At 52.3% G+C, this 23,978-nt stretch carries 22 protein-coding genes; 11 read left to right on the plus strand and 11 right to left on the minus strand.

The window, feature by feature from the left end:
* Nucleotides 1–370: 370 nt before the first annotated feature.
* The gene (gene rnk / locus ACQKE4_RS08925; protein WP_427387921.1) at nucleotides 371–784 is read right to left on the minus strand and encodes a nucleoside diphosphate kinase regulator; all 414 of its coding nucleotides are present in this window, start codon (nucleotides 782–784) and stop codon (nucleotides 371–373) included.
* 307 nt (nucleotides 785–1,091) lie between these two features.
* Between rnk and rlmM the strand changes: the two genes are divergently transcribed.
* Entirely contained in the window at nucleotides 1,092–2,159 is a 1,068-nt protein-coding gene (gene rlmM / locus ACQKE4_RS08930) for a 23S rRNA (cytidine(2498)-2'-O)-methyltransferase RlmM (RefSeq protein ID WP_427387922.1), read from the plus strand.
* A 20-nt stretch (nucleotides 2,160–2,179) separates the two neighbouring features.
* On the opposite strand, the gene ACQKE4_RS08935 is transcribed toward rlmM, so the two are convergent.
* Nucleotides 2,180–2,467: an antibiotic biosynthesis monooxygenase family protein gene (locus ACQKE4_RS08935; protein ID WP_427387924.1), complete on the minus strand. Its 288-nt coding sequence runs from the start codon at nucleotides 2,465–2,467 to the stop codon at nucleotides 2,180–2,182.
* A 29-nt stretch (nucleotides 2,468–2,496) separates the two neighbouring features.
* On the opposite strand from ACQKE4_RS08935, the gene tusA reads away from it, so the two are divergent.
* Nucleotides 2,497–2,751 carry a sulfurtransferase TusA gene (gene tusA / locus ACQKE4_RS08940; protein ID WP_427387925.1) on the plus strand — a complete coding sequence of 85 codons (255 nt, stop codon included), beginning with the start codon at nucleotides 2,497–2,499 and terminating at the stop codon, nucleotides 2,749–2,751.
* Nucleotides 2,752–2,896: 145 nt separating this feature from the next.
* On the opposite strand, the gene ACQKE4_RS08945 is transcribed toward tusA, so the two are convergent.
* The 3 genes from ACQKE4_RS08945 to ACQKE4_RS08955 all read right to left on the minus strand — a co-directional run bounded on the left by ACQKE4_RS08945 (nucleotide 2,897) and on the right by ACQKE4_RS08955 (nucleotide 6,149).
* A complete protein-coding gene (locus tag ACQKE4_RS08945) occupies nucleotides 2,897–3,592 on the minus strand; it encodes a hypothetical protein (RefSeq protein ID WP_427387927.1) in 696 nt (231 codons plus the stop codon).
* A 137-nt stretch (nucleotides 3,593–3,729) separates the two neighbouring features.
* The gene (locus ACQKE4_RS08950; RefSeq protein ID WP_427387929.1) at nucleotides 3,730–4,731 is read right to left on the minus strand and encodes a DUF3080 family protein; all 1,002 of its coding nucleotides are present in this window, start codon (nucleotides 4,729–4,731) and stop codon (nucleotides 3,730–3,732) included.
* Nucleotides 4,731–6,149: an MATE family efflux transporter gene (locus ACQKE4_RS08955; protein ID WP_427387930.1), complete on the minus strand. Its 1,419-nt coding sequence runs from the start codon at nucleotides 6,147–6,149 to the stop codon at nucleotides 4,731–4,733. Before ACQKE4_RS08955 ends, ACQKE4_RS08950 begins: the two co-directional genes overlap by 1 nt.
* 138 nt (nucleotides 6,150–6,287) lie before the next feature.
* On the opposite strand from ACQKE4_RS08955, the gene ACQKE4_RS08960 reads away from it, so the two are divergent.
* Nucleotides 6,288–6,878, plus strand: a complete 591-nt coding sequence (locus tag ACQKE4_RS08960; RefSeq protein WP_427387931.1) for an elongation factor P hydroxylase — start codon at nucleotides 6,288–6,290, stop codon at nucleotides 6,876–6,878.
* On the opposite strand, the gene ACQKE4_RS08965 is transcribed toward ACQKE4_RS08960, so the two are convergent.
* Nucleotides 6,875–7,354 (minus strand): hypothetical protein, encoded by a 480-nt coding sequence (locus ACQKE4_RS08965; RefSeq protein WP_427387932.1) that lies wholly within the window; start codon nucleotides 7,352–7,354, stop codon nucleotides 6,875–6,877. The two genes, ACQKE4_RS08960 and ACQKE4_RS08965, sit on opposite strands and share 4 nt — an antisense overlap.
* A 13-nt stretch (nucleotides 7,355–7,367) precedes the next feature.
* A complete protein-coding gene (locus ACQKE4_RS08970; protein WP_427387933.1) occupies nucleotides 7,368–8,219 on the minus strand; it encodes a TatD family hydrolase in 852 nt (283 codons plus the stop codon).
* Nucleotides 8,220–8,455: 236 nt separating this feature from the next.
* On the opposite strand from ACQKE4_RS08970, the gene ACQKE4_RS08975 reads away from it, so the two are divergent.
* The 5 genes from ACQKE4_RS08975 to ACQKE4_RS08995 are packed head-to-tail and all read left to right on the plus strand — an operon-like array spanning nucleotide 8,456 to nucleotide 15,355.
* Nucleotides 8,456–9,697 carry an ABC transporter substrate-binding protein gene (locus ACQKE4_RS08975; protein ID WP_427387934.1) on the plus strand — a complete coding sequence of 414 codons (1,242 nt, stop codon included), beginning with the start codon at nucleotides 8,456–8,458 and terminating at the stop codon, nucleotides 9,695–9,697.
* A gap of 39 nt (nucleotides 9,698–9,736) precedes the next feature.
* The gene (locus tag ACQKE4_RS08980; RefSeq protein WP_427387935.1) at nucleotides 9,737–11,290 is read left to right on the plus strand and encodes a fatty acyl-CoA synthetase; all 1,554 of its coding nucleotides are present in this window, start codon (nucleotides 9,737–9,739) and stop codon (nucleotides 11,288–11,290) included.
* Nucleotides 11,291–11,292: 2 nt separating this feature from the next.
* Entirely contained in the window at nucleotides 11,293–12,435 is a 1,143-nt protein-coding gene (locus tag ACQKE4_RS08985; protein ID WP_427387936.1) for an acyl-CoA dehydrogenase family protein, read from the plus strand.
* Nucleotides 12,436–12,473: 38 nt separating this feature from the next.
* Complete coding sequence (gene bktB, locus ACQKE4_RS08990) at nucleotides 12,474–13,661, plus strand: beta-ketothiolase BktB (protein ID WP_427387937.1); 1,188 nt, start codon at nucleotides 12,474–12,476, stop codon at nucleotides 13,659–13,661.
* 41 nt (nucleotides 13,662–13,702) lie between these two features.
* Nucleotides 13,703–15,355: a fatty acid--CoA ligase gene (locus ACQKE4_RS08995; protein ID WP_427387938.1), complete on the plus strand. Its 1,653-nt coding sequence runs from the start codon at nucleotides 13,703–13,705 to the stop codon at nucleotides 15,353–15,355.
* 13 nt (nucleotides 15,356–15,368) lie between these two features.
* Here ACQKE4_RS08995 and ACQKE4_RS09000 read toward each other — a convergent pair whose 3' ends face one another.
* The gene (locus ACQKE4_RS09000; RefSeq protein WP_427387939.1) at nucleotides 15,369–16,364 is read right to left on the minus strand and encodes an AraC family transcriptional regulator; all 996 of its coding nucleotides are present in this window, start codon (nucleotides 16,362–16,364) and stop codon (nucleotides 15,369–15,371) included.
* 203 nt (nucleotides 16,365–16,567) lie between these two features.
* Between ACQKE4_RS09000 and ACQKE4_RS09005 the strand changes: the two genes are divergently transcribed.
* Nucleotides 16,568–18,484 carry an ATP-binding cassette domain-containing protein gene (locus ACQKE4_RS09005; RefSeq protein ID WP_427387940.1) on the plus strand — a complete coding sequence of 639 codons (1,917 nt, stop codon included), beginning with the start codon at nucleotides 16,568–16,570 and terminating at the stop codon, nucleotides 18,482–18,484.
* An 81-nt stretch (nucleotides 18,485–18,565) separates the two neighbouring features.
* Here the strand turns inward: ACQKE4_RS09005 and ACQKE4_RS09010 are convergent, their stop codons facing one another.
* Nucleotides 18,566–19,018 (minus strand): universal stress protein, encoded by a 453-nt coding sequence (locus ACQKE4_RS09010; protein WP_427387941.1) that lies wholly within the window; start codon nucleotides 19,016–19,018, stop codon nucleotides 18,566–18,568.
* Between the two features lie 195 nt (nucleotides 19,019–19,213).
* Between ACQKE4_RS09010 and ACQKE4_RS09015 the strand changes: the two genes are divergently transcribed.
* Nucleotides 19,214–19,756, plus strand: coding sequence for a preprotein translocase subunit YajC (locus ACQKE4_RS09015; protein ID WP_427387942.1), 543 nt, complete (start codon nucleotides 19,214–19,216; stop codon nucleotides 19,754–19,756).
* A 4-nt stretch (nucleotides 19,757–19,760) separates the two neighbouring features.
* Here ACQKE4_RS09015 and slyA read toward each other — a convergent pair whose 3' ends face one another.
* Together slyA and ACQKE4_RS09025 are read right to left on the minus strand one after the other, a co-directional pair.
* A complete protein-coding gene (gene slyA, locus ACQKE4_RS09020) occupies nucleotides 19,761–20,213 on the minus strand; it encodes a transcriptional regulator SlyA (RefSeq protein ID WP_427387943.1) in 453 nt (150 codons plus the stop codon).
* Nucleotides 20,214–20,289: 76 nt separating this feature from the next.
* Nucleotides 20,290–21,444 (minus strand): DUF5924 family protein, encoded by a 1,155-nt coding sequence (locus ACQKE4_RS09025; protein ID WP_427387945.1) that lies wholly within the window; start codon nucleotides 21,442–21,444, stop codon nucleotides 20,290–20,292.
* A 331-nt stretch (nucleotides 21,445–21,775) separates the two neighbouring features.
* Here ACQKE4_RS09025 and fadB point away from each other — a divergent pair, with 331 nt between their 5' ends.
* Nucleotides 21,776–23,962, plus strand: a complete 2,187-nt coding sequence (gene fadB / locus ACQKE4_RS09030) for a fatty acid oxidation complex subunit alpha FadB (RefSeq protein ID WP_427387946.1) — start codon at nucleotides 21,776–21,778, stop codon at nucleotides 23,960–23,962.
* The last annotated feature ends 16 nt before the right edge of the window (nucleotides 23,963–23,978 follow it).

Raw genomic sequence — 23,978 nt, forward strand, 5'->3', positions numbered from 1 at the left:
CGCCGATGGTAGTGTGGGGTCTCCCCATGCGAGAGTAGGTCATCGTCAGGCACCTATTCAACGAAGAACCCAGCCACCCGGCTGGGTTTTTTGTTTGTGCGGAAAAAAACAAGCGGTCTCCCCATTGGCCCGTTTGTCGGGAACAAACGGGAACCGCTTTAGCGGGCCCGAAGGCGAGTCTCAGGACGAGACGAGTAAAGTATCGGCAGCCATCGTCAGGCACTGATACCAAAAATCCCCCAGGGCTTGCGCTCTGAGGGGTCTTTTTTGCGTGAGGAGTGAACTGCCAACGTAATCCTCACACCTCACTATTGACTCTTACCTGCATAAAACTCCCAGACATTCATCGCTGGGAGTTATATATCAGCTACTATCGATGAAATTGCCCTTCGCGTTCCGGTTGCCAAAGTACCGCATCAATTCGTAACAGCGTTTGGCTGTTATTAGGCAGCGGCCAGTCAATAATATCACCCACCTTGAGACCGATAAGGCTTGCTCCAATCGGGGCCATCACAGACAGGCCATCTTCGGTGCTACTTAATGCATGCGGATAAACCAGCGTCCGAATCATCTGCTTATCGCGGGTAAGGTCGGTGAACTGAATCTGGCTGTTCATGCTGACCACATTCTCAGGGATCTCTTGAGGGTCAACGACCACTCCGCGACTCAGCTCGTTTTCAAGCATGTCCGCCACGGCTTGATCCTTTTCTGAAGCATCATTAATCAAGCGCTGTAAGCGTTCGGCATCAAGCCGGTTAATTAAAAGGGGTGGACGCTGCCCCATTTTGCTCTCCTTGGCAAAAGTGCGCGCTATTAATCAGCCGCATAAAACGTTATCTAGTTAGTTTTTTAATAGGTAATAAAAACAGCTCTTTCCATAAAATAAGGAAGAGCTGTTATAAAGATTCTACGCCACTTTACGACAAAAGACGATGCTCGCTTCAATGACTATAGAGGGTGCATAACTGACCGTAACAGCAAGATAAAATGCTATGATGCGGGTCGCGGTTAGCCGTTGAGGGTTATTCATCCATTATTTATGCGATGCAACGTTCCCCATCATATTGATATTCAAAGTTTGAGGTGAAAGGGTGAGTGAAATAGTACCCACTTCGTGGCTCGTTTACTGCCGTCCCGGTTTTGAAAATGATGCATTAGCTGAACTGCAGCATCACGCAGCATTAAACGACGTGGCCTGTGAGTCCTCTTATGGCGAGGGGTGGGTAAGCTTAACGCGTATTGATGGCGAGCCGGTGAACGATTTACACCGTCAAGCGGCGTTTAAAAAGCTGATTTTTGCACGTCAAAGCTTAGCGGCGCTTCCAGCGCTCACCCTATCACGTGATGACCGTCTAACGGCTATTTTAGAGCAGGTAAAAGCCAGCCGCTGGAGCTTCGAAGAGATTTGGCATGAAACGCCGGATACCAATGATGGCAAAGCCCTGGCGGGTCTTATTAAAGCACTGACCAAGCCGCTGGAAAGCATACTTAAAAAGCGTGGGGCGTTAAGGCGCAGCGCAGGCGCTAGGCGTCTGCATATTTTCTGGACCGACGGAGATCGAGTGCAGTTGGCGATGAGCTTTCCAGGCAATCGTAGCGATTTGATTAATGGTATACGCCGTTTGCGTTTTCCGTCCCGAGCACCCAGTCGTTCAACCTTGAAGTTAGAAGAGGCATGGCACGAGTTTATCCCCAAGGACGAGTGGGAAGATCGGCTTGCGCCCCATATGCAGGCAGCTGATTTGGGTGCGGCCCCGGGTGGCTGGACATGGCAGTTAGTTCAGCGAGGGATGTATGTGTACGCCATCGATAATGGCCCGATGGATACCCAATTGATGAAGACCGGGCAGATAGATCATCTGAAAGAGGATGGTTTTACCTGGGAGCCACCGCAGCGTTTGGACTGGCTGGTTTGCGATATTGTTGATAAACCCGTGCGCGTATTAGCCATGGTGGAGCGTTGGTTAATTCGGAAATGGTGTAGAGAAGCGATCTTTAACCTCAAGCTGCCCATGAAAAAACGTTGGGATGAAGTAACCCGTTGTTTAAATACGTTGGACGTATCACTTGAGAAAGCGGGAGTATATGCCGATGTGTCATGCCGTCACCTCTATCATGATCGAGAAGAAGTAACGGTGCATGTGAAGCTTAAAAATTAACGCATGTGACATTATTAGGCTTAATAGCCAGGCTCGTAAATACGAATAGTCTCGTCTTCAGTGAGTAGTGGTAAAATGCGCTGCATCGCTGTTGAGCGGGCCTCGCTTGAGTGCCACTCCTTCCATGCGCGGATGTCGCGCCATTTGGTAATCATCAGGCGGCGATCAGTATGACCAAGCTCAACAAGGGTTTCTCCACCAATGAAGCCTCTTACGCCTAAGGAGACTCGCATTGCCTCCCGAGCTGCTTGCTCAAATTCTTCTTCAAGGCCGGGCATAATTCGCCGTTCGATGATAACTTTAATCATACGCTTCGTTTCCTACGTCGAGGATATTAATGGCTGATAATACGGGTACATTACCTACTTACGATGTGCTATTAGACACCACGGGGCTGTATTGTCCCGAGCCGATTATGTTAATGCATAATAAGGTACGCGATATGTCTACTGGTCAAGTGCTTAAAGTAGTGGCTACTGACCCAGCCACAACGCGCGACGTGCCTAAATTTTGCCAGTTTCTTGGCCATGAACTGATAGAGCAGGACACGTCCTCCGCGGATGGCTACCTATACTTTATTCGTTTAGCTTAGCTATTGGGATTAACTGTTTGATTTAACCCTTCTAGGCAAATCTATAAAAAGATTAGCCCACAAAAGGTAGTCATTTGGCTGCAAGCGAGGCCGGCATCATTTGTCAGTAGCTGACCTCGCTATCAGTGGCTGCCAATAAGCTGAATTAATCGCTTGCGACTACCATCATGGCTAATGCATCTAGTGTTGCAGGGTCCTCTTCCAATATTCGATTAGCAATGTGACGTTGGAAAAAATAAACCGTTTTATGGCGAGAGTGAGCGCTATAGAGGCATTTATCGCCTAATAAAATCGGTGTCATCTTTGCCTTCTGTTCGTCAGCAAGCAGCGCGTCAAGGCTACCGTCACTGTAGAGACGCCATCCGTAAACGGGTTTCATATGCCAGGGTGAGTTGGGGTGGTTCATGCACAGCGCATGAGTGCCCAGCGTGTCAGGTATTTGCTGAATCAGAGTAACTTCGCCAGAGGCTTCATAATCAAAATAATCAGCAGCCGCAACGAGCTCATGGTATTTATGGTCAGGTGGTGTATCGAAGATTTCTTCAGTTTCAGGGTCACGATAACCCACGAAGTAGCCATTTTCCTGGCTGTTCACATCGTGGCAGGCAGCCAATGTTTCCATCCACGGCACTAAGCCAATAACACTCCCGTCCTCTCTTAACCCCCAGGCTAAAATAGGCATGCCATAGTAGGTGTCAGGACTCGCAGCGAGCTGGTAAACCATCTCTAGGCCGTCTAGCTCTGGTGCTAGTCGGACTAAACACTTTTGCGCCTGTTGACGTTGGCGCACAGTTTCCAGGTCGATGACCTGGGCAGAGCGGGGTGACAGGGATGCGCCCATTATGTCCCTCCTTGTGCTGCGTGGTCATGACAGTGGCGAAGCAGGTTCTAGCTTGCCTCTTTATTATCGTTGCTTGCTTATCTCTCTATATCCACCAATAGCACAAGTTGCTCATAAGGTTAAGGGTTCTGCTGTTTTTAATTGCGCTCACAAGAAGCGAAGCGGTGCCTAAGCGCTGTATGCTCACGCTTTGCCTGCTGAAATTGTGCCCATGGGGCCTGAGCATTTTGCAGAGATAGCCAGCGTGCTTGATATTCCTGAATAGCGGTAGGCTTGACCACTGGCTGAATATCAATGAGTTGATTGATCGCCGCTAACCAACGTTGTGCTGTGCTCGTTAAGTGCTCAGTTGGAAGGTCTTGCCCAGGGCTTAAGCAGGCGTCAGTCTCTTCGCTTTGCTGGGCGAGTAAGGCATTTGCTTCGGTTAAGCGTTGATTAGCCAGCAATAGCGCCCGCAACACTTCTGCGGTTAATGGCCGCTCTTGAAGCGTTTTTAAATGGTTTTCAAGAGTTGAGGAGTCTTGCTGCCAATTAAGATCAAATTGGTGATTCGTCATCTCTATGAGGTAATCAATCGCCGCTAGGTGGCGCAAAAAGGTACTTTCTTCAATTTCAGTTAAAGGCTGACTGGCGCGAGAAAAGCTTTTAACCCACTCACTAGAGTCGAAAATAGCGTTCCAGCTAACCAGGGGGAGCTGTGCCGTTTTAGTCTGCGTTAGATAATGTAAGCGTGCTCTGTTTTCGTCACTCAGCTGGTTAGGGGCATCGCTATGCCAGCAGGCGCTCAAGCGCTGCCACAGGGTGCGCTCATAGAGCCACTGTTGGCTGGGCGGGGCGACACGACCAAGCTGGTTATTACGTGCAGCCACCAACGACGTGATTTGACACTCGCGCAGCGCGTAAACATTGAGCATGCTATCGCGGGTTTCCGGGATATCGATAAGCCTAATCTGTCGCTCAGGAAAAGCGTCGATATTGTCAGGGGCCGTGCGCTCTATATCGCTTGCAGTTAGCTCATCAGCCAACTGTTGATGATATGTCTCCCATGATACATCAGCGGGGTCGTCGCTACCGCAGCCTACGAGCAAGGTGACACTTACGATGAGTAAACTCGCGAGCCATCCCCGTTGGGCCATCATTACCTCCAGCGACTAATGCGCTGTAAGCGCCAAGCCAGTAGTAGTGCCGCGACACTTAATCCGATAATTAAGCCAATCCAATAGCCGTGAACCCCCAATGGCGCCACCATGTCACCAACCCCCTTGGAGCCTAGCCAATGCCCACCGCCTAAACCAACAATCCAGTAAGAGAGTACCGTGATAATCATTACGATACGGGTGTCTTTATATCCTCGTAAAGCACCCGCTAAATTAACCTGTAGCGAGTCAGACAGCTGAAAAATGACCGCTAAAGCAATGATCGAGAGCGCTAACGCCTGTATTTCACTATTAGAGGTATAGAGTGCAATGACCGTTTCGGCCGTTATCCACAGCAGAAGGCTGTTTACCGCTGCCAGAATGACACTAACCACAATGCCGTTCCAAGCTACTGTACGGGCTAAAGCAAAATTCTGTTGCCCCAGTGTATTACCCACGCGGACGGTGAGTGCCATGCTGAGTGACAGCGGTAACATAAACAGTATGGTCGTGAAACTGAGTGCTATCTGATGGGCGCCGACGGTGATTTCCCCGAAGCTTGCAATAAACAGCGCAATAAAAGTAAACAGTGTCACTTCAACAAAAATGGCGACGCCAATAGGAACACCTACCACGACTAACTCTTGAATGCCTTTCCATTGCGGGAGGGTAAGGCGTTGCCAGATAGCCACACTTTTATACGTGCTTCCCTTGCGCGTGTAATAAGCCATGGCTAGTGCCATCGTCCACATGGATAGCGCAGTCGCTACCCCGCAGCCAAACGCCCCTAAGGCGGGTAGTTGCTGCACACTTTCCGGGATCCAGGTGCCCAGTAGGTCCACTAACCCATCGCCGCCATAGATCAATACGTAGTTGGCAGGGATATTGACCGCTAAGCCTACCAAGCTAATCCAGAGTGCTGGGCGGGTATGATTCATGCCATCAGAGAAGGCGCGTAGTGCCTGGAAAAGAGCAATCCCTGGCATACCAAATGCAACGGCAGAAAGGTAGGCAGCAGACTCACGGGACACCGCTTGGGGTACGTTCATTAATTCAAATATTGGCATTATTGCTGTCCGGAGCAATATGGCCGCAACGATGCCTAAGAGTAGCGCGACCCATAGCGCCTGATGGACGGCAGGACGAATAGCCGTATGGCGCTGGCCGCCAAGCAAGTGAGCAACGATGGGAGTAAGCCCCATCAAGGTGCCCGTCATAAACAGCATTAGCGGCATCCACAGGCTTGAACCTACAGAAACCGCCGCAAGAGACGTTGCATTGTGTCGCCCCGTCATCATTACATCGACAACGCCCATGCCCGCTTGAGCTAACTGAGCTCCGCAAATAGGCAGTGCTAAATGGACCAGCATACGCGTTTCTGGCCAGTACACCGATTTAACTTGTTGAGTAAAGCCGCCCAATTGATGGCTCCTAATGGGTAAGGTTATTTACGAAAGATCGTTATATTAGCAGGCTCGACTCCCTTCTGGAGGCTAGACGTTAGCTTGCAGTAACAGGGCGGGTATAATGCACCAAAATTGATGACAAATGAGGTCAATGTGAGTGACACGCAGGATCGCTGGACGCTTGAGGATATTACCGCGCTGTTTGACGGCGTTTTTGCTGAGCGTTATCAAACCCGCTTGATCCGTGGCGGTGATGAACCACTCTATCGCCCAGCGAATGCTGAAACGCCTTATCATCAGGTAATATTTGCGCGTGGTTACTATGCCAGCGCGCTACATGAAATCAGCCATTGGTGTATTGCAGGGGAGCAGCGTCGCCAACTAGAAGATTACGGCTACTGGTACTGTCCCGATGGTCGTAATGCTGAGCAGCAGAAAGCATTTGAGCAGGCTGAAATTGCTCCTCAAGCGTTAGAGTCAATTTTAACCCATGCCTGCGGGCGCGAGTTTCACGTCAGCGTGGACAATTTAGGCGGGGAAGTAGAGGCGGATTTTAGTGCTTTCGCTGCGCAGGTTGAAGCCCGTGCGCAACGCTATCTAGAAGAGGGGTTACCTGCGCGTGCTAACGCCTTCCGTATAGCCCTTATAAGCTTTTATCACCAGCAGAAGTCGTTAGCCGTGGCCGTGGCCGTGGCCGGGGGAGGCGCGTGCTTAGATCAAATGGAGGAGTCGGCTTCCTCCTAATCTTCTTCCATAAGGCGCTGATGCATCGACAGCATTACCTCAAGCTCATGCTCAGGGCGCATGGGTTCTAGCCCTAACTCACTGAACGTTTCGCGGCGTTGGCGATGCCACTCGCTTGGGGTGATCGAGGGGTAGAGTACTGATGCTGGGGCAAGCTCAACGAAGGGGTCTAGCCCATAGGTATCAAACAGCCGCGCCAGGGCCGCCTCGTCGTCACCGTTATCGCTGGTGTAAAGGGTTGCAGAGAAGTGATCGTTCTCAAGCTCTCGGATCACTTCCAGCGGACTCACACCAAGGCTTTCCAGTTCCTCAATAGTGTAAGCGCCTAGTGCATTGGTATCTTCTTTAATCCAGCTGTCGTCCGGCTGAATCAATGTTTGCTTAACACGGCCATCCGGCAGTGACCAAGCAATAGTGATCGGTAGGCCATCATCTTCGCCCGTTTCGATGGCGATAAATCCTGGGTAGTCAGCCACACTCGTACTCCTGTTAAGATTCCGTAGGAAGACGGAAAAAACGCTTGGCGGTTTGTGTTGTTGCCGCTCCTAGCTCAGCTTCGCTAATGCCTTGCCACTGGGCTATTTCACGCACTATCCACGGCAGCAATGCCGGTTCATGTCGGCGGCCCTTTAGTTTCGTTGGCAGATTCCGCGGTAGTAGATAAGGGCAGTCGGTTTCTACCATCAAACGCTCAAGGGGTATTTCACTTACCAAAGGGCGTAGATGATGGCCCCGCCGTTCATCACAAATCCACCCGGTTAACCCTATATGTAAGTCTAGGTCGAGATAACCAAACAGGGTATCGCGGTCAGCAGTAAAACAGTGCACGACCGCTTGGCTGATATCGTTTCGCCAAGCATGCAATATTTCACGCATCCGCTGGCCTGCATCACGTTCATGCAAAAAAAGCGGCAAGCCACTTTCAACCGCTGAGGCCAACTGCGCTTCAAAGGCACGCTCCTGCTCTTGCGGCGTCGAGAAATTACGATTGAAATCAAGACCGCATTCACCCACCGCGACCACTTCTGGCATGGCATGCAACGCCGCCATGGCGCGCTCAAGGTGAGTATCCCAATGGCTAGCGTCATGGGGGTGCACCCCGGCAGTAGCGTAGAGGCCAGAATACTGTTTGGCTAACGCTACCGCTTGCTTAGCGTGGGCCAAGTCGGTACCGGTGACGATCATGGTGGATACCTGCGCCGCCTGCGCTCGCTGAATAACCGCCTCAATATCACGCCCGAAGCTTTCGTGGGTCAGGTTTGCACCAATATCCACCAACGGTGTGTCAGGACGAAACTGTAGCGCTTCGGGTAAAAAATCATCCACGTAAGCAGTAGCCAAACGTGACTCCCTATCAAGATGTAAAAGCATCATTGTAACGGCATGCGCCTTCATCGACTAATGATGTATTAACAGCGGCAAGCCAAAGCGATTGGCACGAATTGCAAAAAATCTGGCTTGATAGGTAAACAGGCAAGGCGCATTACCGCCTAAGATAAAATCACGCTATGCGCACTGGATGACTGAGACTAATTCAAGAACGCCCTTTAATAACAACAAAAGAGAGCCGCATTACAATGCAACCATCTGATCGTTTATCTCACCGTTTCGTTACCTCAACCCTTGCCGCTGCTGTGCTATTGGCCAGCTACGCACCTGCTGCCGTCGCCGCTGAAGGTATTTCCGATAATGAAATACGCATCGGCTACTTAGCAGATATGTCTGGTGTTTACCGCGACCCCATTGGCCCGCTGGGAGAAGATGCCATCAAGATGGCGATTGAAGATATTGGCGGTAGCGTAAACGGAGCCAATATCGTGGTATTTAGCGCAGATGACCGCAATAGCCCTGATGTCGGTTCAAGCGTGGTACGCGAATGGATAGATGAACGCAACGTCGATATGGTCACTGGGCTGGTGGCATCTTCTGTCACTCTGGCCGCGGTGGGCCTGTTAGAAGAGGCGGATAAACTCGGCCTGGTCAATGGTGCGGTTTCATCGGGCATTACAAATGAACACTGCTCACCCAACCATATCCACTGGGTGTATGACACCTGGGCGATGTCCAATGGCACGGCAAAGGCGATTACCGATGAGGGGCATAAAAACTGGTACTTGCTGAGCGCCGATTACTCCTTTGGCCACGCCTTGGAAGCCGACGTTACACGGGTCGTTACTGAAAATGGCGGCACCATTGTGGGCAGTGCCCGTCACCCTTTCCCCAGCAGTGACTTCTCCTCGTTCATGCTCCAGGCGCAAGCCTCGGGTGCCGATGTCATTGCGTTAAATAACGCCGGTGGCGACACCATTAATGCCGTGCAAACGGCGGGCGAGTTTGGCATTACCCAAGCTGGGCAGATTTTAGCGGGCATGGTGCTGTTTAGTACTGATGTTCGCAGTATCGGGCTGGAAAACGCCCAAGGGCTGCAGTTTACTAAAGCGTGGTACTACGATTTAAACGACGAGACCCGCGCATGGGCGGAGCGTTTCCATCAGCGCACCGGCAGCATGCCGACCATGGTGCACGCGGGCCTTTACTCAAGTACACGTCACTATCTTGAAGCTATTGAAGCTACCGGCACGGATGATACGCAAACCGTTCGCCAACAAATGGCCGATACGCCCATTAACGATATCTTCGCCACTAATGGCTATATCCGAGAAGATGGCCGCATGGTTCACGATATGTATTTAGTAGAAGTGAAAACACCTGAAGAGTCACAAGATGAGGATGATCTGTTCCATATCATCCGCACGATTCCTGCGGAAGAGGCGTTCCGCCCGCTTTCAGAAAGTGTTTGCCCGCTTGTTAACAGTTAAAGGGGTATCAATTCACAATAACAAGCTATAGGAGTGGGCATGACGACACCATCACTTATTCAGCGAAACACTATAGGGGCTGCTTTAAACCGCAGTGCACGAAAATATTCACAGCAGTTGGCACTAGTGTTTGATCAACGCCAGTGGTGCTATCAAGCGCTCAACCAGGCTGCTAATCGAGTTGCCAAGGGCTTATTGGCCGCCGGGCTGACACCGGGTGACCGGTTAGCGGTGTATGGCAAAAATTCCGATGCTTATGTAATTGCTTGGCTAGCGGCTACTAAGGCTGGGTTAGTACATGTACCGATCAACTTTGCGCTAAGTAGCGATGAGCTGCGCTACATTCTTGAGCAGTCGGGAGCCGCAGGTTTGCTCAGCGATGTGAGTCTTGCCGAAAAAGTAAGCCCGGCGACCGAAGGCTTAGGGTTAGCGCTAATGGGAACCCTACATGCCGGGCAGGCGCAAGATGCTAACTGTTTTGATGTATTAGCGTATGCAACATCAGAGCAAGATAGCGAAGAGCCTGAAATAGATATCGATGGCACCCATTTAGCTCAGTTGCTTTATACCTCAGGCACCACCGCCGCACCCAAAGCCGCCATGATGCCCCATCAGGCGCTGATGGCGGAGTATATGGCCTGCATGGTCGAACTGGATATCAAAGGCAACGAGGCCATGCTCGCTGCGCTGCCGCTTTACCACTCCGCGCAAATGCATGTGTTTCTAATGCCTGCGCTGTTGTTAGGGGCGTCCGTCTATTTGCTAGAGGCACCGCTTCCCGAGTTGTGCTTAAGCGCGATAGCTGAGCACCAGATTGCGTCTTTTTTTGCCCCACCCACCGTTTGGATCAGCCTGCTGCGTCACGCTGAATTTGAGCGTTTTGATGTAAGCGCCCTGAAAAAAGCCTACTACGGCGCCTCTATTATGCCGGTGCCGGTACTTGAAGAGTTGCAGCAGCGGATACCAGGCGTAGGGCTCTATAACTGTTATGGGCAGAGCGAAATTGCCCCCTTGGCGACCGTGCTGCGACCTGAAGAGCACGCCGAGCGTCCCGCTTCCGCCGGCCGGCCCATACTGACGGTGGAAACTCGCATCGTTGACCTTGATATGAGCGATGTTCCGCCCGGCGAACATGGAGAAATCGTTCACCGCTCACCGCAGCTTATGCAGGGCTACTGGGATAAGGCGGCGATGACCGAAGAGGCGTTTCAAGGTGGCTGGTTCCACTCGGGGGACGTAGGTTATTTCGATGAAGCAGGCTATTTGTATGTCGTTGATCGCATTAAAGACGTAATTAATACCGGGGGCATCTTGGTGGCAAGCCGCGAAGTTGAAGAGGGGTTATTTAAGCATCCAGCCGTGTCGGAAGTGGCGGTGATCGGCCAGCCTGATGAGAAGTGGATCGAAGCCATTACCGCCGTGGTTGTTGTGAAAGATGGGTACCAGGTTAGTGAAGAGGAGCTGATTCATCATGCTAAAACGTTAATGGCCCCATATAAAGTACCTAAGCACATTATCTTTACCGACGCTTTACCCAAGAGCACCGCAGGCAAAATCCTCAAACGCCATCTACGCCAAGATCTCAAGGAGTGAGTATGGACGAGGAAACTAACGCGCTGTTTTACACCATGATCAAGCGCTGCCTAAGTCAGGAAGTCGCGCCTTACTACAACGATTGGGAGGCGGCAGGCGAAATGCCACGCTCGCTTTGGCATGCGCTGGGTGCGGCAGGTCTGCTCGGTATCGACCTTAACGAACAGCATGGCGGATCGGGGGCTGATATCGCCATCACGCAACTGGCGCTGGAGGAGATATCTCGCCAAGGCTTTGGTGGTTTAGCCAGCGCTTATAATATCCACGCCAATATTGTTATGCCATACCTGCAAAACCTGGGATCCACCGCCCAGCATGAGCGCTGGCTGCCTGGGATGGCTCGTGGCGAGTGTCTTGGTGCTATTGCAATGACCGAGCCCAACGCCGGTAGTGATCTTGCCGCCATGAGAACCCGGGCTACGCGCACTAATGACGGCTGGGAGTTAACCGGCAGCAAAATCTTTATCACCAATGGCCAGTTTGCTGACCTCGTGATTGTGTGTGCTAAAACCGACCCTTCCGCTGGTGCTAAAGGGGTTTCGCTATTTTTGGTCGATACCCATTTGCCCGGTTTTTCACGAGGTAAACCGATTAAAAAAATCGGTCAACACGCCAGTGACACCGCCGAGCTCGCTTTTGAGCAAATGCAGCTACCCAATGATGCGCTTTTGGGTGAAGAGGGCGCTGGGTTTCGCTATTTAATGCAGGAGCTACCCCGAGAGCGTTTAGGCGTAGGGGCACAAGCCCTTGGAGCCGTGGAGGGCGCTTTAGCACTTACCTTAGCGTATGTGCGAGAGCGTCGTGCGTTTGGTCAGCGGGTAGCGGACTTTCAAAATACCCGCTTTACGTTAGCCGAGATCAAAGCCCAGTTGGATGTGGCGCGCGCCTACTTCGAGCACTGCCTTGAAAAGTATCGCCGGGGCACCATGAGCAGCACTGACGCCGCGATTCTAAAACTTCAGCTAAGTGAGCTGCAGTGCCAAGCGGTAGATCGTTGCCTGCAGCTTTTCGGCGGTTACGGCTACACCCACGAATACCCCATTTCACGCTTCTATCTGGATGCCCGAGTGCAAACGATTTATGCCGGTAGCTCGGAAATTATGAAAGAAGTAGTGGCCCGCTCGCTGCTGGGCAAAGTGGCTTAGCCAGGTGTTTACGCACAGATTGAAGACAGGAGAGAGCCATGCGGTTGGATGATGTAGTGATTTTAGGCGGCGCACGTACCGCGATTGGTGGTTTTGGCGGTTCGCTCTCAGCAATGGCACCGTTTGAGCTGGGGGCAATAACCGCCAAAGAAGCACTCAGGCGGGCAGGCGTTGAGGGTGGTGATATCGACCATTCGGTATACGGTCACATTATTACCACCGGCCCTCAGGATGCCTACCTGGCGCGGCATATTGCGCTAGAAGCGGGCGTGCCCAAAGAGGCTGGCGCCTTCAACGTCAATCGGCTGTGTGGCTCCGGCGTTCAGGCGGTGGTATCTGCCGCCCAACAAATTGCCATGGGTGATAGCCGCCTAGCGCTGGCGGGGGGCGCTGAATCGATGTCCCGCGGGGCTTATCTGCTGCCTCCACAGGCGCGCAATGGAGTGCGCATGGGTGATGTGAATATCCAGGACCTAACCTTGGGTGTGCTTAGCGACCCCTTCGGCAGCGGCCATATGGGCTGCACTGCCGAGAACATTGCGAAGCAGTATGGCTTAAGCCGCGAGCAGTTGGATCAATTTGCCCTTGAGAGCCATCAAAAAGCGGCACGGGCGATTGCTGAAGGCCGCTTTGATGAGCAAATCGTTGCGGTGGATGTCAGTCGTGGTAAGCAAACCAGCCAATTTTCCCGAGATGAGCACGTACGCGACGGCGTCCAGCTTAGCGATTTAGCGCGGCTTAAACCCGCCTTCCAAAAAGACGGTGTAGTTACCGCAGGTAATGCCTCGGGAATTAACGACGGCGCGGCCACCTTAGTGCTTGCCCATAGCAATGAAGCCAAACAGCGCGGACTAACACCCAGAGCGCATCTGCGTGTCGCCACCACCGCTGGGGTCGATCCAACGCTTATGGGCCTTGGACCAATTCCAGCGGTGAAACGCTGCTTGCAGCAGGCGGGGCTAAGCATCAACGATATTGATGTGATTGAGTCCAATGAAGCTTTTGCTGCCCAAGCGATGGCAGTGGCCGAAACGCTCGGTTTTCCGCTAGACAAGCTAAACCCCAACGGCGGAGCGGTGGCATTAGGTCATCCTGTAGGTGCCACTGGCGCGATTTTAATTCTGAAAGCCATGCACGAGCTGGAGCGTAATCAAGGGCGCTACGGATTAATCACCCTGTGCATTGGTGGGGGGCAAGGTATCGCCCTGCTTATTGAGCGTAGCTAGCACAATCTGACCGTAACAATAAAAAGTTTACAGGAGCACTTATGCCTTCAGTCACGCCAAAAATTTTGCCTGCAGCTCCTTCTGCAACAAATCCCGCCCTGATGATTGGAGATTTGTTGGAGTCGGGCGTGCGCATGGCGGGGGATAACCAGATTGTCTACCGAGACCAAAGCCGCCATAGCTATGAACGCTTTCGCGAGCGGGTGCATCAATTGGCACACACGCTTACCTCCCGGGGAGTTCAGGCTGGCGATGTGGTAGCGGTATTAGATTGGGACAGCCATCGCTACCTGGAATGTTTTTTTGCCATCCCAATGATCGGAGCGGTGCTCCACACGGTGAACGTGCGTTTAGCCCCGGAGCAAATTCTCTACACCATGGAGCATGCCGAAGACGTTTTCGTAATTGTGCATGAAGAGTTTGTGCCGTTGCTTGAGCCGCTGGCCGACAAGCTGCCCCAAGTGCGCGGCTATTTACTCTGTCAGGAGGCCCCACAAAAAATCGATACATCATTGGCGCTGGTAGGCGAATTTGAAGCACTATTAAGCCAGCAGCCTATACATTACGACTTCCCTACCTTTGATGAAAACGCCGTGGCTACGCTGTTTTACACCACGGGCACTACTGGAAACCCCAAAGGGGTCTTCTTCACCCACCGCCAATTGGTGCTGCACACCTTGGGTGAGGCCGGTGCTTTCCAGGCACCAGGCTTTGAGCTGCTTAACCGCGATAAAGTCTATATGCCGATTACCCCCATGTTTCACGTTCATGCTTGGGGGGTTCCCTATACCGCCACATTAATGGGGGCCACCCAGGTTTATCCCGGCCGTTACGAGCCAGAAATGCTAGTTAAGCTATTGGTGAGCGAGAAGGTTGATTTCTCCCACTGTGTGCCGACTCTGCTGAATATGGTGGTTAGCGCGGAGGCGATTGCTTCCAAACAAGTCGATCTCTCCGGTTGGAAAGTGTTGGTGGGCGGCAGCGCATTAACTCAATCGCTGGCAACCAAAGCTTGGGCGTTGGGCATTGATACTCGCAGCGCTTATGGTATGTCGGAAACGTGTCCGATACTCACCGCAGATATTCTGCCGCGTGATATCGCCGAGGCCGATTTTGCGGTGCAGCTACCCTGGCGCTGCAAAGCTGGCCTGCCGATTCCGTTGGTGAAGCTGCAAGTGGTGGACATGGAGGGCAGGCCGCTGCCGAGCGATGGTAAAAGTATTGGCGAAGTGCGCGCTCAAGCCCCCTGGCTAACCCAAGCCTACTATAAAGAAGAAGCACGCAGTGCTGAGCTATGGCGGGATGGCTGGCTACATACGGGTGATGTGGGCTTTCTTGATGAGCGGGGTTTCCTGACGATTAGCGACCGCATTAAAGATGTGATCAAAACCGGCGGTGAGTGGCTCTCGTCACTAGAGTTGGAGAGCTATATCAGCCAGTGCCCAGGCATTGCTGAAGTAGCGGTGATTGGGGTGGCAGACGAACAGTGGGGAGAGCGCCCCGCAGCATTAGCTGTCCCTGTGGATCTAAACAACCCACCTACCACGGAATCTGTTCAGGCGTTTTTAGAGCAGTTTATCACCGAGGGCAAACTCAACCGCTGGGCGATTCCCAGTATGATTCGCTTTGTGGACGTTATCCCTAAAACCAGCGTGGGCAAGCTGGATAAAAAACGTATTCGTAGCGAAATTTAGGCGATTGGGCTAGCTAGCGAATGCTGCCCGCCGTGCGCGCTTTACGGTACGCGGCGGGCGAGTTGCCCGTCCATGTTTTGAAAGCCCGGCTAAAACAGGCTAAATCCTCAAAGCTCAAGGCTTCCGCGATACTGACAAGCGGCTTTTCGCTACAGGTAAGCGCCTGAATGGCGACATCACGACGATACTCATCTTTAACCGCTTGAAAATGTGTGCCTTCCTGCTTTAAATGCCGTGCCAGAGTGCGTGCTGACATATGTAGGGCATCGGCTACACTGTGAACCGTGCCTGAGGTCGTCAGATGGCGTGAAAGGTGCTCCCGCACTCGGTGAGAGAGCAGGCGATCCTCAAAAGAGACATAGAACCAGTCTGCGGGCGCGCGCTTTAAAAAAGCGCCAAGATGCTTTTTTGTCTGCCGAATAGGGTGATCAAGTAATCCCCGGTCGATATAAATCGCGGTTTGGGGTTGATCAAAGCGTACCGTGCCGGGGTAGAAGTAGAGATAATCGGCGCTATGCAGCGGCTGTGAATAGGCGCACTCCATCAAAATGGGCGGAATTTTGCGCGCAATCATCCACGAAGCGATGCCATGAAACAGCTTGAGCATCAGTTCATGAATTAAAATACGGCTTCCCATTAATGGCGCATGCTCCACCAGCGCCATTCGCGCCAAGTTTTCCTCAACAGTGAATGCATAGCCGAAGTCATCGAGCAGAATGCGAAAGAACTGGGTGTAGCGATGTAACGCTACCTGCAAATTAGGCGCATCTAGCATGCTTAGGCAGAGTAGCTTCAAGGTGCCACCCCGCAGCGGCCGGGAGAAGAAGCCGGGGGTTTCATCGTCGAGCTCGTTGACTAACCCGCGGTAAAGCTCGGCAAACTGCTCAACGGTGACTCGGCCATTAGGTGCAGTTAACAAAAACGGCGAAATGCCGGCCCTTTCCAGGTAGCGGCTGGGTGACGTGGTGGTATTTGATAAGCCTTTAAATAGCTCATTTACAAAATGCATCGAGACGGTCACCGTCACTGTCTGCCCGCCTTTAGATAAAGTATTTTTAGAGAAAGTATTCTAGATAAAATATTAATGACTCTGTGGGTAAAACGTTACCACGCTGAAGGTGAACGCTCTATAAAGATCCCTATCCATAACGTTCCCCCGCACAGGCCGCGCATGCGTTACACTGTGCGCCTCACGATTTAGGAGGACACCGCGTGACCCTGCTACGACTCGAACAGCTGCAACTCGCCTACGGCACCCATGTACTACTCAACCGCGCCGACCTAACGGTTGAAAAAGGCGAGCGGCTGGCGCTGGTCGGGCGCAACGGCACCGGTAAGTCTACTCTGCTGAAACTAGTAGCAGGGGATATCCTGCCCGATGATGGCACCATCTGGCGCGCGCCAGGTCTCAAAATTGGCGTGCTGGCCCAGGAATTACCTGAGGCATCAGGCCTGACCATTTTTGATATGGTGGCGCAGGGTTTACCGGAAGCAGGAGAACTGCTTTCCGAGTACGACCATCTTATCAATGATCCTGAGCCCGATATGGATCGCATGGCAACCCTGCAAACCCGCTTGGAAGCTATCGATGGCTGGTCTTACCACCAGCGTATCGACACGGTATTAACCCGTTTAGGCTTACCTCCCGCGGCTGAAATGAACTCGCTATCCGGTGGCTGGCGCCGCCGTGTGGCGCTGGCGCGTGCCTTGGTCGCCGAACCGGATCTGCTGCTGCTGGATGAGCCGACCAACCATTTGGACCTAGACACCATCGCCTGGCTGGAAGAGCAACTACTAGCGTTTAACGGCGCGGTACTGCTGATTACTCACGACCGGGCGTTTCTATCCAAGCTAGCGACCAATATTTTAGAGCTGGATCGTGGTCAGTTAGGTCGCTACCCCGGCAAGTACGAAGAGTATCAGGCCCGCAAGCAGCATGAGCTTGAAGTGGAAGCCCGCGAAAACGCCGAGTTTGATAAAAAGCTTGCCCAAGAGGAGGCCTGGATTCGTCAGGGCGTTAAGGCACGGCGTACCCGTAACGAAGGCCGAGTAAGGGCGCTTGAGGCCATGCGTAACGAGCGTAGCCAGCGCCGTGAGCGTCAAGGCAATGCCAATTTGACGGTAGATCGCGGGGAGCGCACCGGCAAGCGCGTTGTAGAGCTTCAAGGCGTTACTCAGCGGTTTGGCGATGACATCATCCTGCAGAATATTAACCTTGAAGTACTTCGCGGCGACCGTATTGGCTTCCTTGGCCGCAACGGTGCCGGTAAAACGACCCTGCTTAAAATATTGCTGGGTGAGTTGGAGCCAAGCGAAGGCAAGGTCCAGATGGGCACCAACCTGAAAGTGGCTTACTTCGATCAATTGCGTGCCGGTTTAGAGCTGGATAAAACCGTCTACGACAACGTCGCCCAAGGTAGTGATCGGGTAAGTGTCGGCGGTAAAGATCGTCATGTGATGAGCTATCTGCAGGACTTCCTGTTCACGCCTGAGCGTGTACGGCAGCCGGTGAAAGCGCTCTCTGGTGGTGAATCCAACCGTCTGTTGTTAGCCAAGCTCTTTACTCAGCCTGCTAACGTACTGGTTCTCGATGAGCCGACCAATGACCTAGACATGGAAACCTTGGAGCTGCTTGAAGAGCTGCTGCTTGATTTCGATGGCACATTGCTGCTGGTTTCTCACGACCGGACCTTTATGGATAACGTCGTCACTAGCATGCTGGCCTTCGAAGGAGAGGGCGTTGTGCGCGAGTACGTGGGCGGCTATACCGACTGGATTCGTCAAGGTGGCAAACTACCGCCAGCGCCTTGGGAGGGGGCTGCTCGTCAACGCACCGAGCCCACCTCTGAAGCGCCTAAAAAGGTAGCTGAAACACTGGCCGTGCCAGCCAAGAAAAGCATCAAGCTGTCTTACAATGTGCAGCGCGAGTTAGACGCGTTGCCCGCCGAGATCGAACGCCTTGAGAGTGAAGTAGAGGCGCTAGAGAATGAGATGGGCGATCCTGCATTTTATCAGCAGGAGGCAGATGTCATCTCTACTAAGCTTCAAGCGCTTGAAAAAGTACAGAAAGCGCTGGAAGTCGCGATGGAGCGCTGGATGGAGCTGGAAGCCATGGCTGCTGGCGAATAGTATCACCAACAAAAAAAAGGCGCCGCGTTGGCGCCTTTATGGTTAACGCTATCAATACCAGGGTTACTCGCAATACAGGTGTTACTCGTCGCTTTTTTCACCCTTCTTGCCCACGCGAACGGCCAGTACATCGCACTGTGCGCCATGCAGTACACCGGTGGACGTTGAACCCAGCAGCAAAGCAAAGCCGTGACGACCGTGAGAACCCACGACAATTAAATCCACGTCATGTTCGTCGGCAAAACGATGGATTTCAGTATCGGGCATTCCCACGACAACGTATTGATCGGCTTCGGGAATATGCGGGGCGGCAATTTCGGCGAGACGCTTTTTAGCGTGTTCATCCAACTGGTCTTGAATACTGGTCAAGTCCATCGGTATATCGCCGCCATAGGCAAACCCCAAAGGCTCTAGGGTGTGCATGATGGAAATTTTAGCTCCGTTATTACGCTCAGCGATGACAACGGCACGCTCAAGAATTTTGTGAGAGTCTTTGGTTAAGTCAACGGCTACTAAAATGTGGTGATAGCTCATGGCGTATCTCCTTAGCGGTGGGTACAAAGGGTAGCTTTGTAGGATGACCTTTACTTTAGATTGAGAGCCGTGTTTTAACAATGCCGTGTTTTAACAATGCTTTATTTTAACAGCGGGTTAAGCCTTAACAATGACGTGAGTCACTGTTATTAGAATAGCTCATTCAGAGTGGTTTATGTTGAAGGAAATGTAGCGATGGATTGGTTGATTATTGTCTTTATTTTGATGTTCGTTATTACCCCGGTGATGTGGCTTAAGCCGAACCCGCGCCAGAAGCGCCAGCAGACACTACGTTCTCATATCGCTAAGCAAGGAGTGGCGATAAAAATGGAAAAGCCGCCGCTGCACCATTTTAAAGGCTTGATGCCCGCTTATCGCTGGCGCTACCCTCATGATCAGCAGGGTCCGGATTTTTTGCTAGTAAGAGATAGCCATGCTAGTGAAGCATTGGAGCCGTATTACGCAGGCTGGCGATGGCGGATTGCGCCACTGCGCCCGTTGCCAGAAGCTGCAATAAAGCCATTAAAATCGTTGCTGGAGCGTTTGCCCCAAGACGCATTGGTGGTTCAATCCACTTCCCACACGCTGACACTATGGTGGTGGGAATCACAAACTGCAGAGCGTTTCACCACCTATCTTCCAGAGTTTCAGCAATTACGTGATGCGCTCCAGGGCTGCGCCGACCTACCCACTAAAAAGCCGCTCGTTGTCAATGAGCGGCCTCAGCGCCGTTACTAAATCTTCAGGAGGCAGGGCCTTCTTGATCGCGAGCCTGTATCGCTAAACCATTCGACTCTATGAGCGCCAGCCATTCATTTAACTGCTCAAGATTTTCTTCTGTTAAGCCAGCGAACATCTCTTTGCGTGCCAGCTGAGCAACGCTGTCGATTTTCTCCAGCAGCGGCATAGCGGCGGGAGTCAGATAAATTCGCTTGCTGCGACGATCATTGTCGCAGGCGCGACGTTCAATTAAGCCTTGCTCTTCAAGCTGACCAAGCGTGCGAACTAACGAAGGAGCCTCGACGCCAATAGCACGGGCGAGGTCGCACTGGGGGTGCCCTTCACCCAACCTCCACAGGTGATAAAGTGTGACCCAGCGCGTTTGTGTTAAGCCTAGGGGCGCAAGACGGCGATCCAAAATGGAGCGCCATAAATGCGGTAAACGTGCGATGCGAAAACCGATCGTAGAAGCCATAAGCAATTAGCTACCAATAAGTGTGAGTACGCGAATTGTCATTAGCTGCGCCGCTGAATGCAAGGAGTTCAACAATTCATTCAGATGCTTGAGCCTCATCATCATTAGAGCGCCCGGGTACAAAGCGCCTTAAGTTTAATCCGCTTAGGCCGCTGGCGCGTATTACTCCGTCTGCTCGAGACGCTAATTCGTCATCTTCAGACACCTTAAAACGAATTAATCCTAAACGTTGTCCGCTGCTGGTCATAATATCTACTCGCCACTCTCCAGAAGGATCTGCGGGAAAGTTTTGTTTGTGGCTCCACGCTCGATAACCCTGCTCGCGCCCACCGTTAATATTCAGTTCCACAACATCCATTGCCTGTCCATTATGATGCCAAGCATGAGTAATGATTTCACTTAATCCCCTTGGCGCTCGAATAGCGGTATAGACATAAAGTCCATTTTCACTAATGGCCTGGGGCGTTAGCGCCATTGAACCCTGTGGTACTCGCTGAGTGGTATCAAACGCAGGAGAAATAGCGCTGCTGGTCATCCACAGGCTGGCGGGCGGTACCCAAATACGTCCCAGCCAAGCGGTATAGGCGAGGACTAGTGTAATACCAAAGAAAATACACCAGCGTTTTAAAGACCCTTGTTTCAGCAGGTGCCAGAAACTGGGCAGCGCAACCAGGATGGTGATGCCCAAGGCCAGCAGCAAACTCTGCCCGGTTGTGAGGTGCACCATGATAGGCAAGGTGACCAGCAGTACCAGGAAGACGCACTGGGCATGAAACATAAAGTAAACACTGCGCCAGCGCTCAGCGACTTTAAAGTACAGTGGATCAATAATTGATAGCAGGGCCATCCCACCCACTAGCAGCGCAAACAGCGTTTGCCCGCTATTCCAAACCGTTGTCACCAAAATAAACGGCAGCGTGAAGAAAAGTGTTTCCTGGTGAATCATCTGCGCAACAAAGGTCGCGACACCGCGAGGCAGGGTGGGGTGCCCGCGCCGTGACAGCCAGCGGCTGATCAAGCCTTCCGAAAGCAGTAGTGTCCACGCAAATACTAATCCTAAGGCCAGCGCCGCACCTAACCACTGCTGACGATCCACCAGGAAGAAGCTGCCCAGGCCAGCCGCGAACGCCATAGGCGGCCACAGCCAGCTCCAAGGCTTCAATCGTTCTACGATACGCTCAATACGTTGTTGAGCTGAAGCGATACGCGTTGGAGTGAGCAGTGCGCCCATGCAAAGTAACCTGCAAAATTATAGAAAGCGTGATTCTAACAGGCTGCTGAGCTGACCGCTGATCTACTACAAATCACGCGTTTCCCATAACGACCAGCCAAATCCAACCGGTTATGCAATATGAACGGATACACCTCCGTGCTGGTCAGATTGGATTAGCGGATTAGCCAAAAGTCAGGGCTTGACGTTATCAAGCAACTCAACCAAGCTAAGACGATCAAACGACCGTATGAAATCGTACACCCTGTTTTGAATGAATACCTGAATTGAATGAATATAAGTGTGGCTAGTTCTCAGGTTAGAGCCAGCCCGAAATGTGGAGAGAGCGCGGATGATCTATCAAGGCAACGCCATCACGGTGACACGTCGTGACACCCCGAATGGCAATGACATCGCAATGCTCACTTTCGATTTGAAAGATGAGTCCGTCAATAAGCTTTCAAGTGCCGTAGTGGCAGAGCTCGGCGAAGCTGTGAAAGCTATCCAAGCCGAAGGCAGCTTAAAAGGCTTGTTAATTGCTAGCGGTAAAGACGTGTTTATCGTGGGCGCCGATATCACCGAATTTCACACGTTGTTCGATAAAGGCGAAGAGTACCTGGTTGAGATGAATCTCAAGGTACACGATATTTTTAACGCCATTGAAGACCTGCCGTTCCCTACGGTAACGGCGATCAATGGTTTGGCGTTGGGGGGCGGCTGTGAAGTATTGCTGACCACTGATTTTCGTGTGATGGGTGAAAAAGCCAAGATCGGCCTGCCAGAAACCAAACTGGGTATTTTGCCTGGCTGGGGTGGTTGCGTGCGTTTGCCGCGCCTTATTGGCGCTGATAATGCCATTGAGTGGATTGCCGGTGGTACCGAAAACCGTGCCGATGCAGCGTTAAAAGTGGGCGCCGTCGATGCCGTGGTTAGCGCTGAACAGTTAGAAGCAGCCGCGCTGGATATTCTTGACCGTGCCAACGCTGGTGAGCTTGATTACCAAGCGCGCCGTGCTGAAAAGACCAGCCCGCTGAAGCTCAACCCCATTGAACAGATGATGGCATTTGAAACCGCCAAAGGGTTTGTTGCCGGTAAAGCAGGCCCCCATTACCCTGCGCCGGTTGAATCGATCAAAGTAATTCAGAAAGGGGCTGGTGAGTCCCGTGGCCGTGCCCAGGCGATTGAAGCCAAAGCCTTCGCCAAGCTGGCGCTAAGCAGCGTCGCATTTAACTTGGTCGGCCTGTTCCTCAACGACCAAGTAGTCAAGAAAAAAGCCAGCAAGTATGAAAAGCAGGCCCAGTCGGTGAAGCAAACGGCTGTGCTGGGTGCCGGTATTATGGGCGGTGGTATCGCTTATCAGAGCGCCTCGAAAGGCACGCCGATTCTGATGAAAGATATCAAGGACGATGCCATTGAGCTGGGCCTGAAAGAAGCCCGCAAGCTATTCGCCAAGCAGGTGGAGCGTAAGAAGCTGACCACCGAACAAATGGCTGAGAAGCTTAGCAATATTCGCCCGACGCTCTCCTATGGCGATTTTGGCAATGTCGACCTCGTCGTCGAAGCGGTGGTTGAAAACCCCAAGGTTAAAGGTGCAGTGTTAGCGGAAGTGGAAGAGAGGGTGAGCGAAAACACCATTCTGACCTCTAACACCTCGACGATTTCCATTAACCGCTTGGCGCAAAATTTAAAGCGGCCTGAAAACTTCTGTGGCATGCACTTCTTTAACCCGGTGCACCGTATGCCGCTGGTGGAAGTTATTCGCGGTGAAAAAACCTCCGATGCTGCCGTTGCCGCCACCGTGGCCTACGCGCGGGCAATGGGTAAAACACCGATTGTGGTGAATGACTGCCCAGGCTTCCTGGTCAACCGCGTACTGTTCCCCTATTTCGGTGGCTTTAGTTTTCTGGTCGAGCAGGGCGCTGACTTCCAGCACGTTGATAAAGTGATGGAGAAGTTCGGTTGGCCTATGGGCCCCGCCTACTTGCTAGACGTGGTGGGTCTGGATACTGCTGTTCATGCCAACGATGTGATGGCGGAAGGCTTCCCAGATCGTATGGCCCGTGACGGTAAAACCGCCATTCAAGTCATGTACGACAATGAGCGTTTAGGCCAGAAGAACGACAAGGGCTTCTACGCTTATGAAGAAGATAAAAAGGGTAAGCCGAAGAAAGTCACCGATGAGGCCGCTTACGCGCTGGTCAAAGAAGTTGTTAAAGAGCACAAAGAATTTTCTGACGACGACATCATCGCTCGCATGATGGTACCGCTCTGCTTGGAAACCGTGCGTTGCTTGGAAGATGGCATTGTCGCAACCCCGGCGGAAGCCGACATGGCGCTAATTTACGGCATCGGCTTCCCGCCGTTCCGTGGTGGTGCGCTGCGTTATATTGATGCCATGGGCGTGGCGGAGTTCGTTAAGCTGGCGGAAGGCTTGGCTGAAGAGCTGGGGCCGCTTTACGCACCTACCGATAAGCTGCGTCAGATGGCTCAAAACAATGAGCAATTCTATTCCAGCGATAAGCCAGCCAACCAAGCTTAACCACCACCCATAGGAG

It is taken from the genome of Halomonas sp. NPDC076908 (assembly GCF_050269715.1).
Taxonomy (GTDB): domain Bacteria; phylum Pseudomonadota; class Gammaproteobacteria; order Pseudomonadales; family Halomonadaceae; genus Vreelandella.

Excerpts from the sequence above, each read along its gene's own strand:
- rnk (WP_427387921.1), bottom strand. The coding sequence starts at position 784 with ATGGGGCAGCGTCCACCCCTTTTAATTAACCGGCTTGATGCCGAACGC.
- ACQKE4_RS08935 (WP_427387924.1), bottom strand. The coding sequence starts at position 2,467 with ATGATTAAAGTTATCATCGAACGGCGAATTATGCCCGGCCTTGAAGAA.
- tusA (WP_427387925.1), top strand. The coding sequence starts at position 2,497 with ATGGCTGATAATACGGGTACATTACCTACTTACGATGTGCTATTAGAC.
- ACQKE4_RS08945 (WP_427387927.1), bottom strand. The coding sequence starts at position 3,592 with ATGGGCGCATCCCTGTCACCCCGCTCTGCCCAGGTCATCGACCTGGAA.
- ACQKE4_RS08950 (WP_427387929.1), bottom strand. The coding sequence starts at position 4,731 with ATGATGGCCCAACGGGGATGGCTCGCGAGTTTACTCATCGTAAGTGTC.
- ACQKE4_RS08975 (WP_427387934.1), top strand. The coding sequence starts at position 8,456 with ATGCAACCATCTGATCGTTTATCTCACCGTTTCGTTACCTCAACCCTT.
- ACQKE4_RS08980 (WP_427387935.1), top strand. The coding sequence starts at position 9,737 with ATGACGACACCATCACTTATTCAGCGAAACACTATAGGGGCTGCTTTA.
- ACQKE4_RS08985 (WP_427387936.1), top strand. The coding sequence starts at position 11,293 with ATGGACGAGGAAACTAACGCGCTGTTTTACACCATGATCAAGCGCTGC.
- bktB (WP_427387937.1), top strand. The coding sequence starts at position 12,474 with ATGCGGTTGGATGATGTAGTGATTTTAGGCGGCGCACGTACCGCGATT.
- ACQKE4_RS08995 (WP_427387938.1), top strand. The coding sequence starts at position 13,703 with ATGCCTTCAGTCACGCCAAAAATTTTGCCTGCAGCTCCTTCTGCAACA.
- ACQKE4_RS09000 (WP_427387939.1), bottom strand. The coding sequence starts at position 16,364 with ATGCATTTTGTAAATGAGCTATTTAAAGGCTTATCAAATACCACCACG.
- ACQKE4_RS09010 (WP_427387941.1), bottom strand. The coding sequence starts at position 19,018 with ATGAGCTATCACCACATTTTAGTAGCCGTTGACTTAACCAAAGACTCT.
- ACQKE4_RS09015 (WP_427387942.1), top strand. The coding sequence starts at position 19,214 with ATGGATTGGTTGATTATTGTCTTTATTTTGATGTTCGTTATTACCCCG.
- slyA (WP_427387943.1), bottom strand. The coding sequence starts at position 20,213 with ATGGCTTCTACGATCGGTTTTCGCATCGCACGTTTACCGCATTTATGG.
- ACQKE4_RS09025 (WP_427387945.1), bottom strand. The coding sequence starts at position 21,444 with ATGGGCGCACTGCTCACTCCAACGCGTATCGCTTCAGCTCAACAACGT.
- fadB (WP_427387946.1), top strand. The coding sequence starts at position 21,776 with ATGATCTATCAAGGCAACGCCATCACGGTGACACGTCGTGACACCCCG.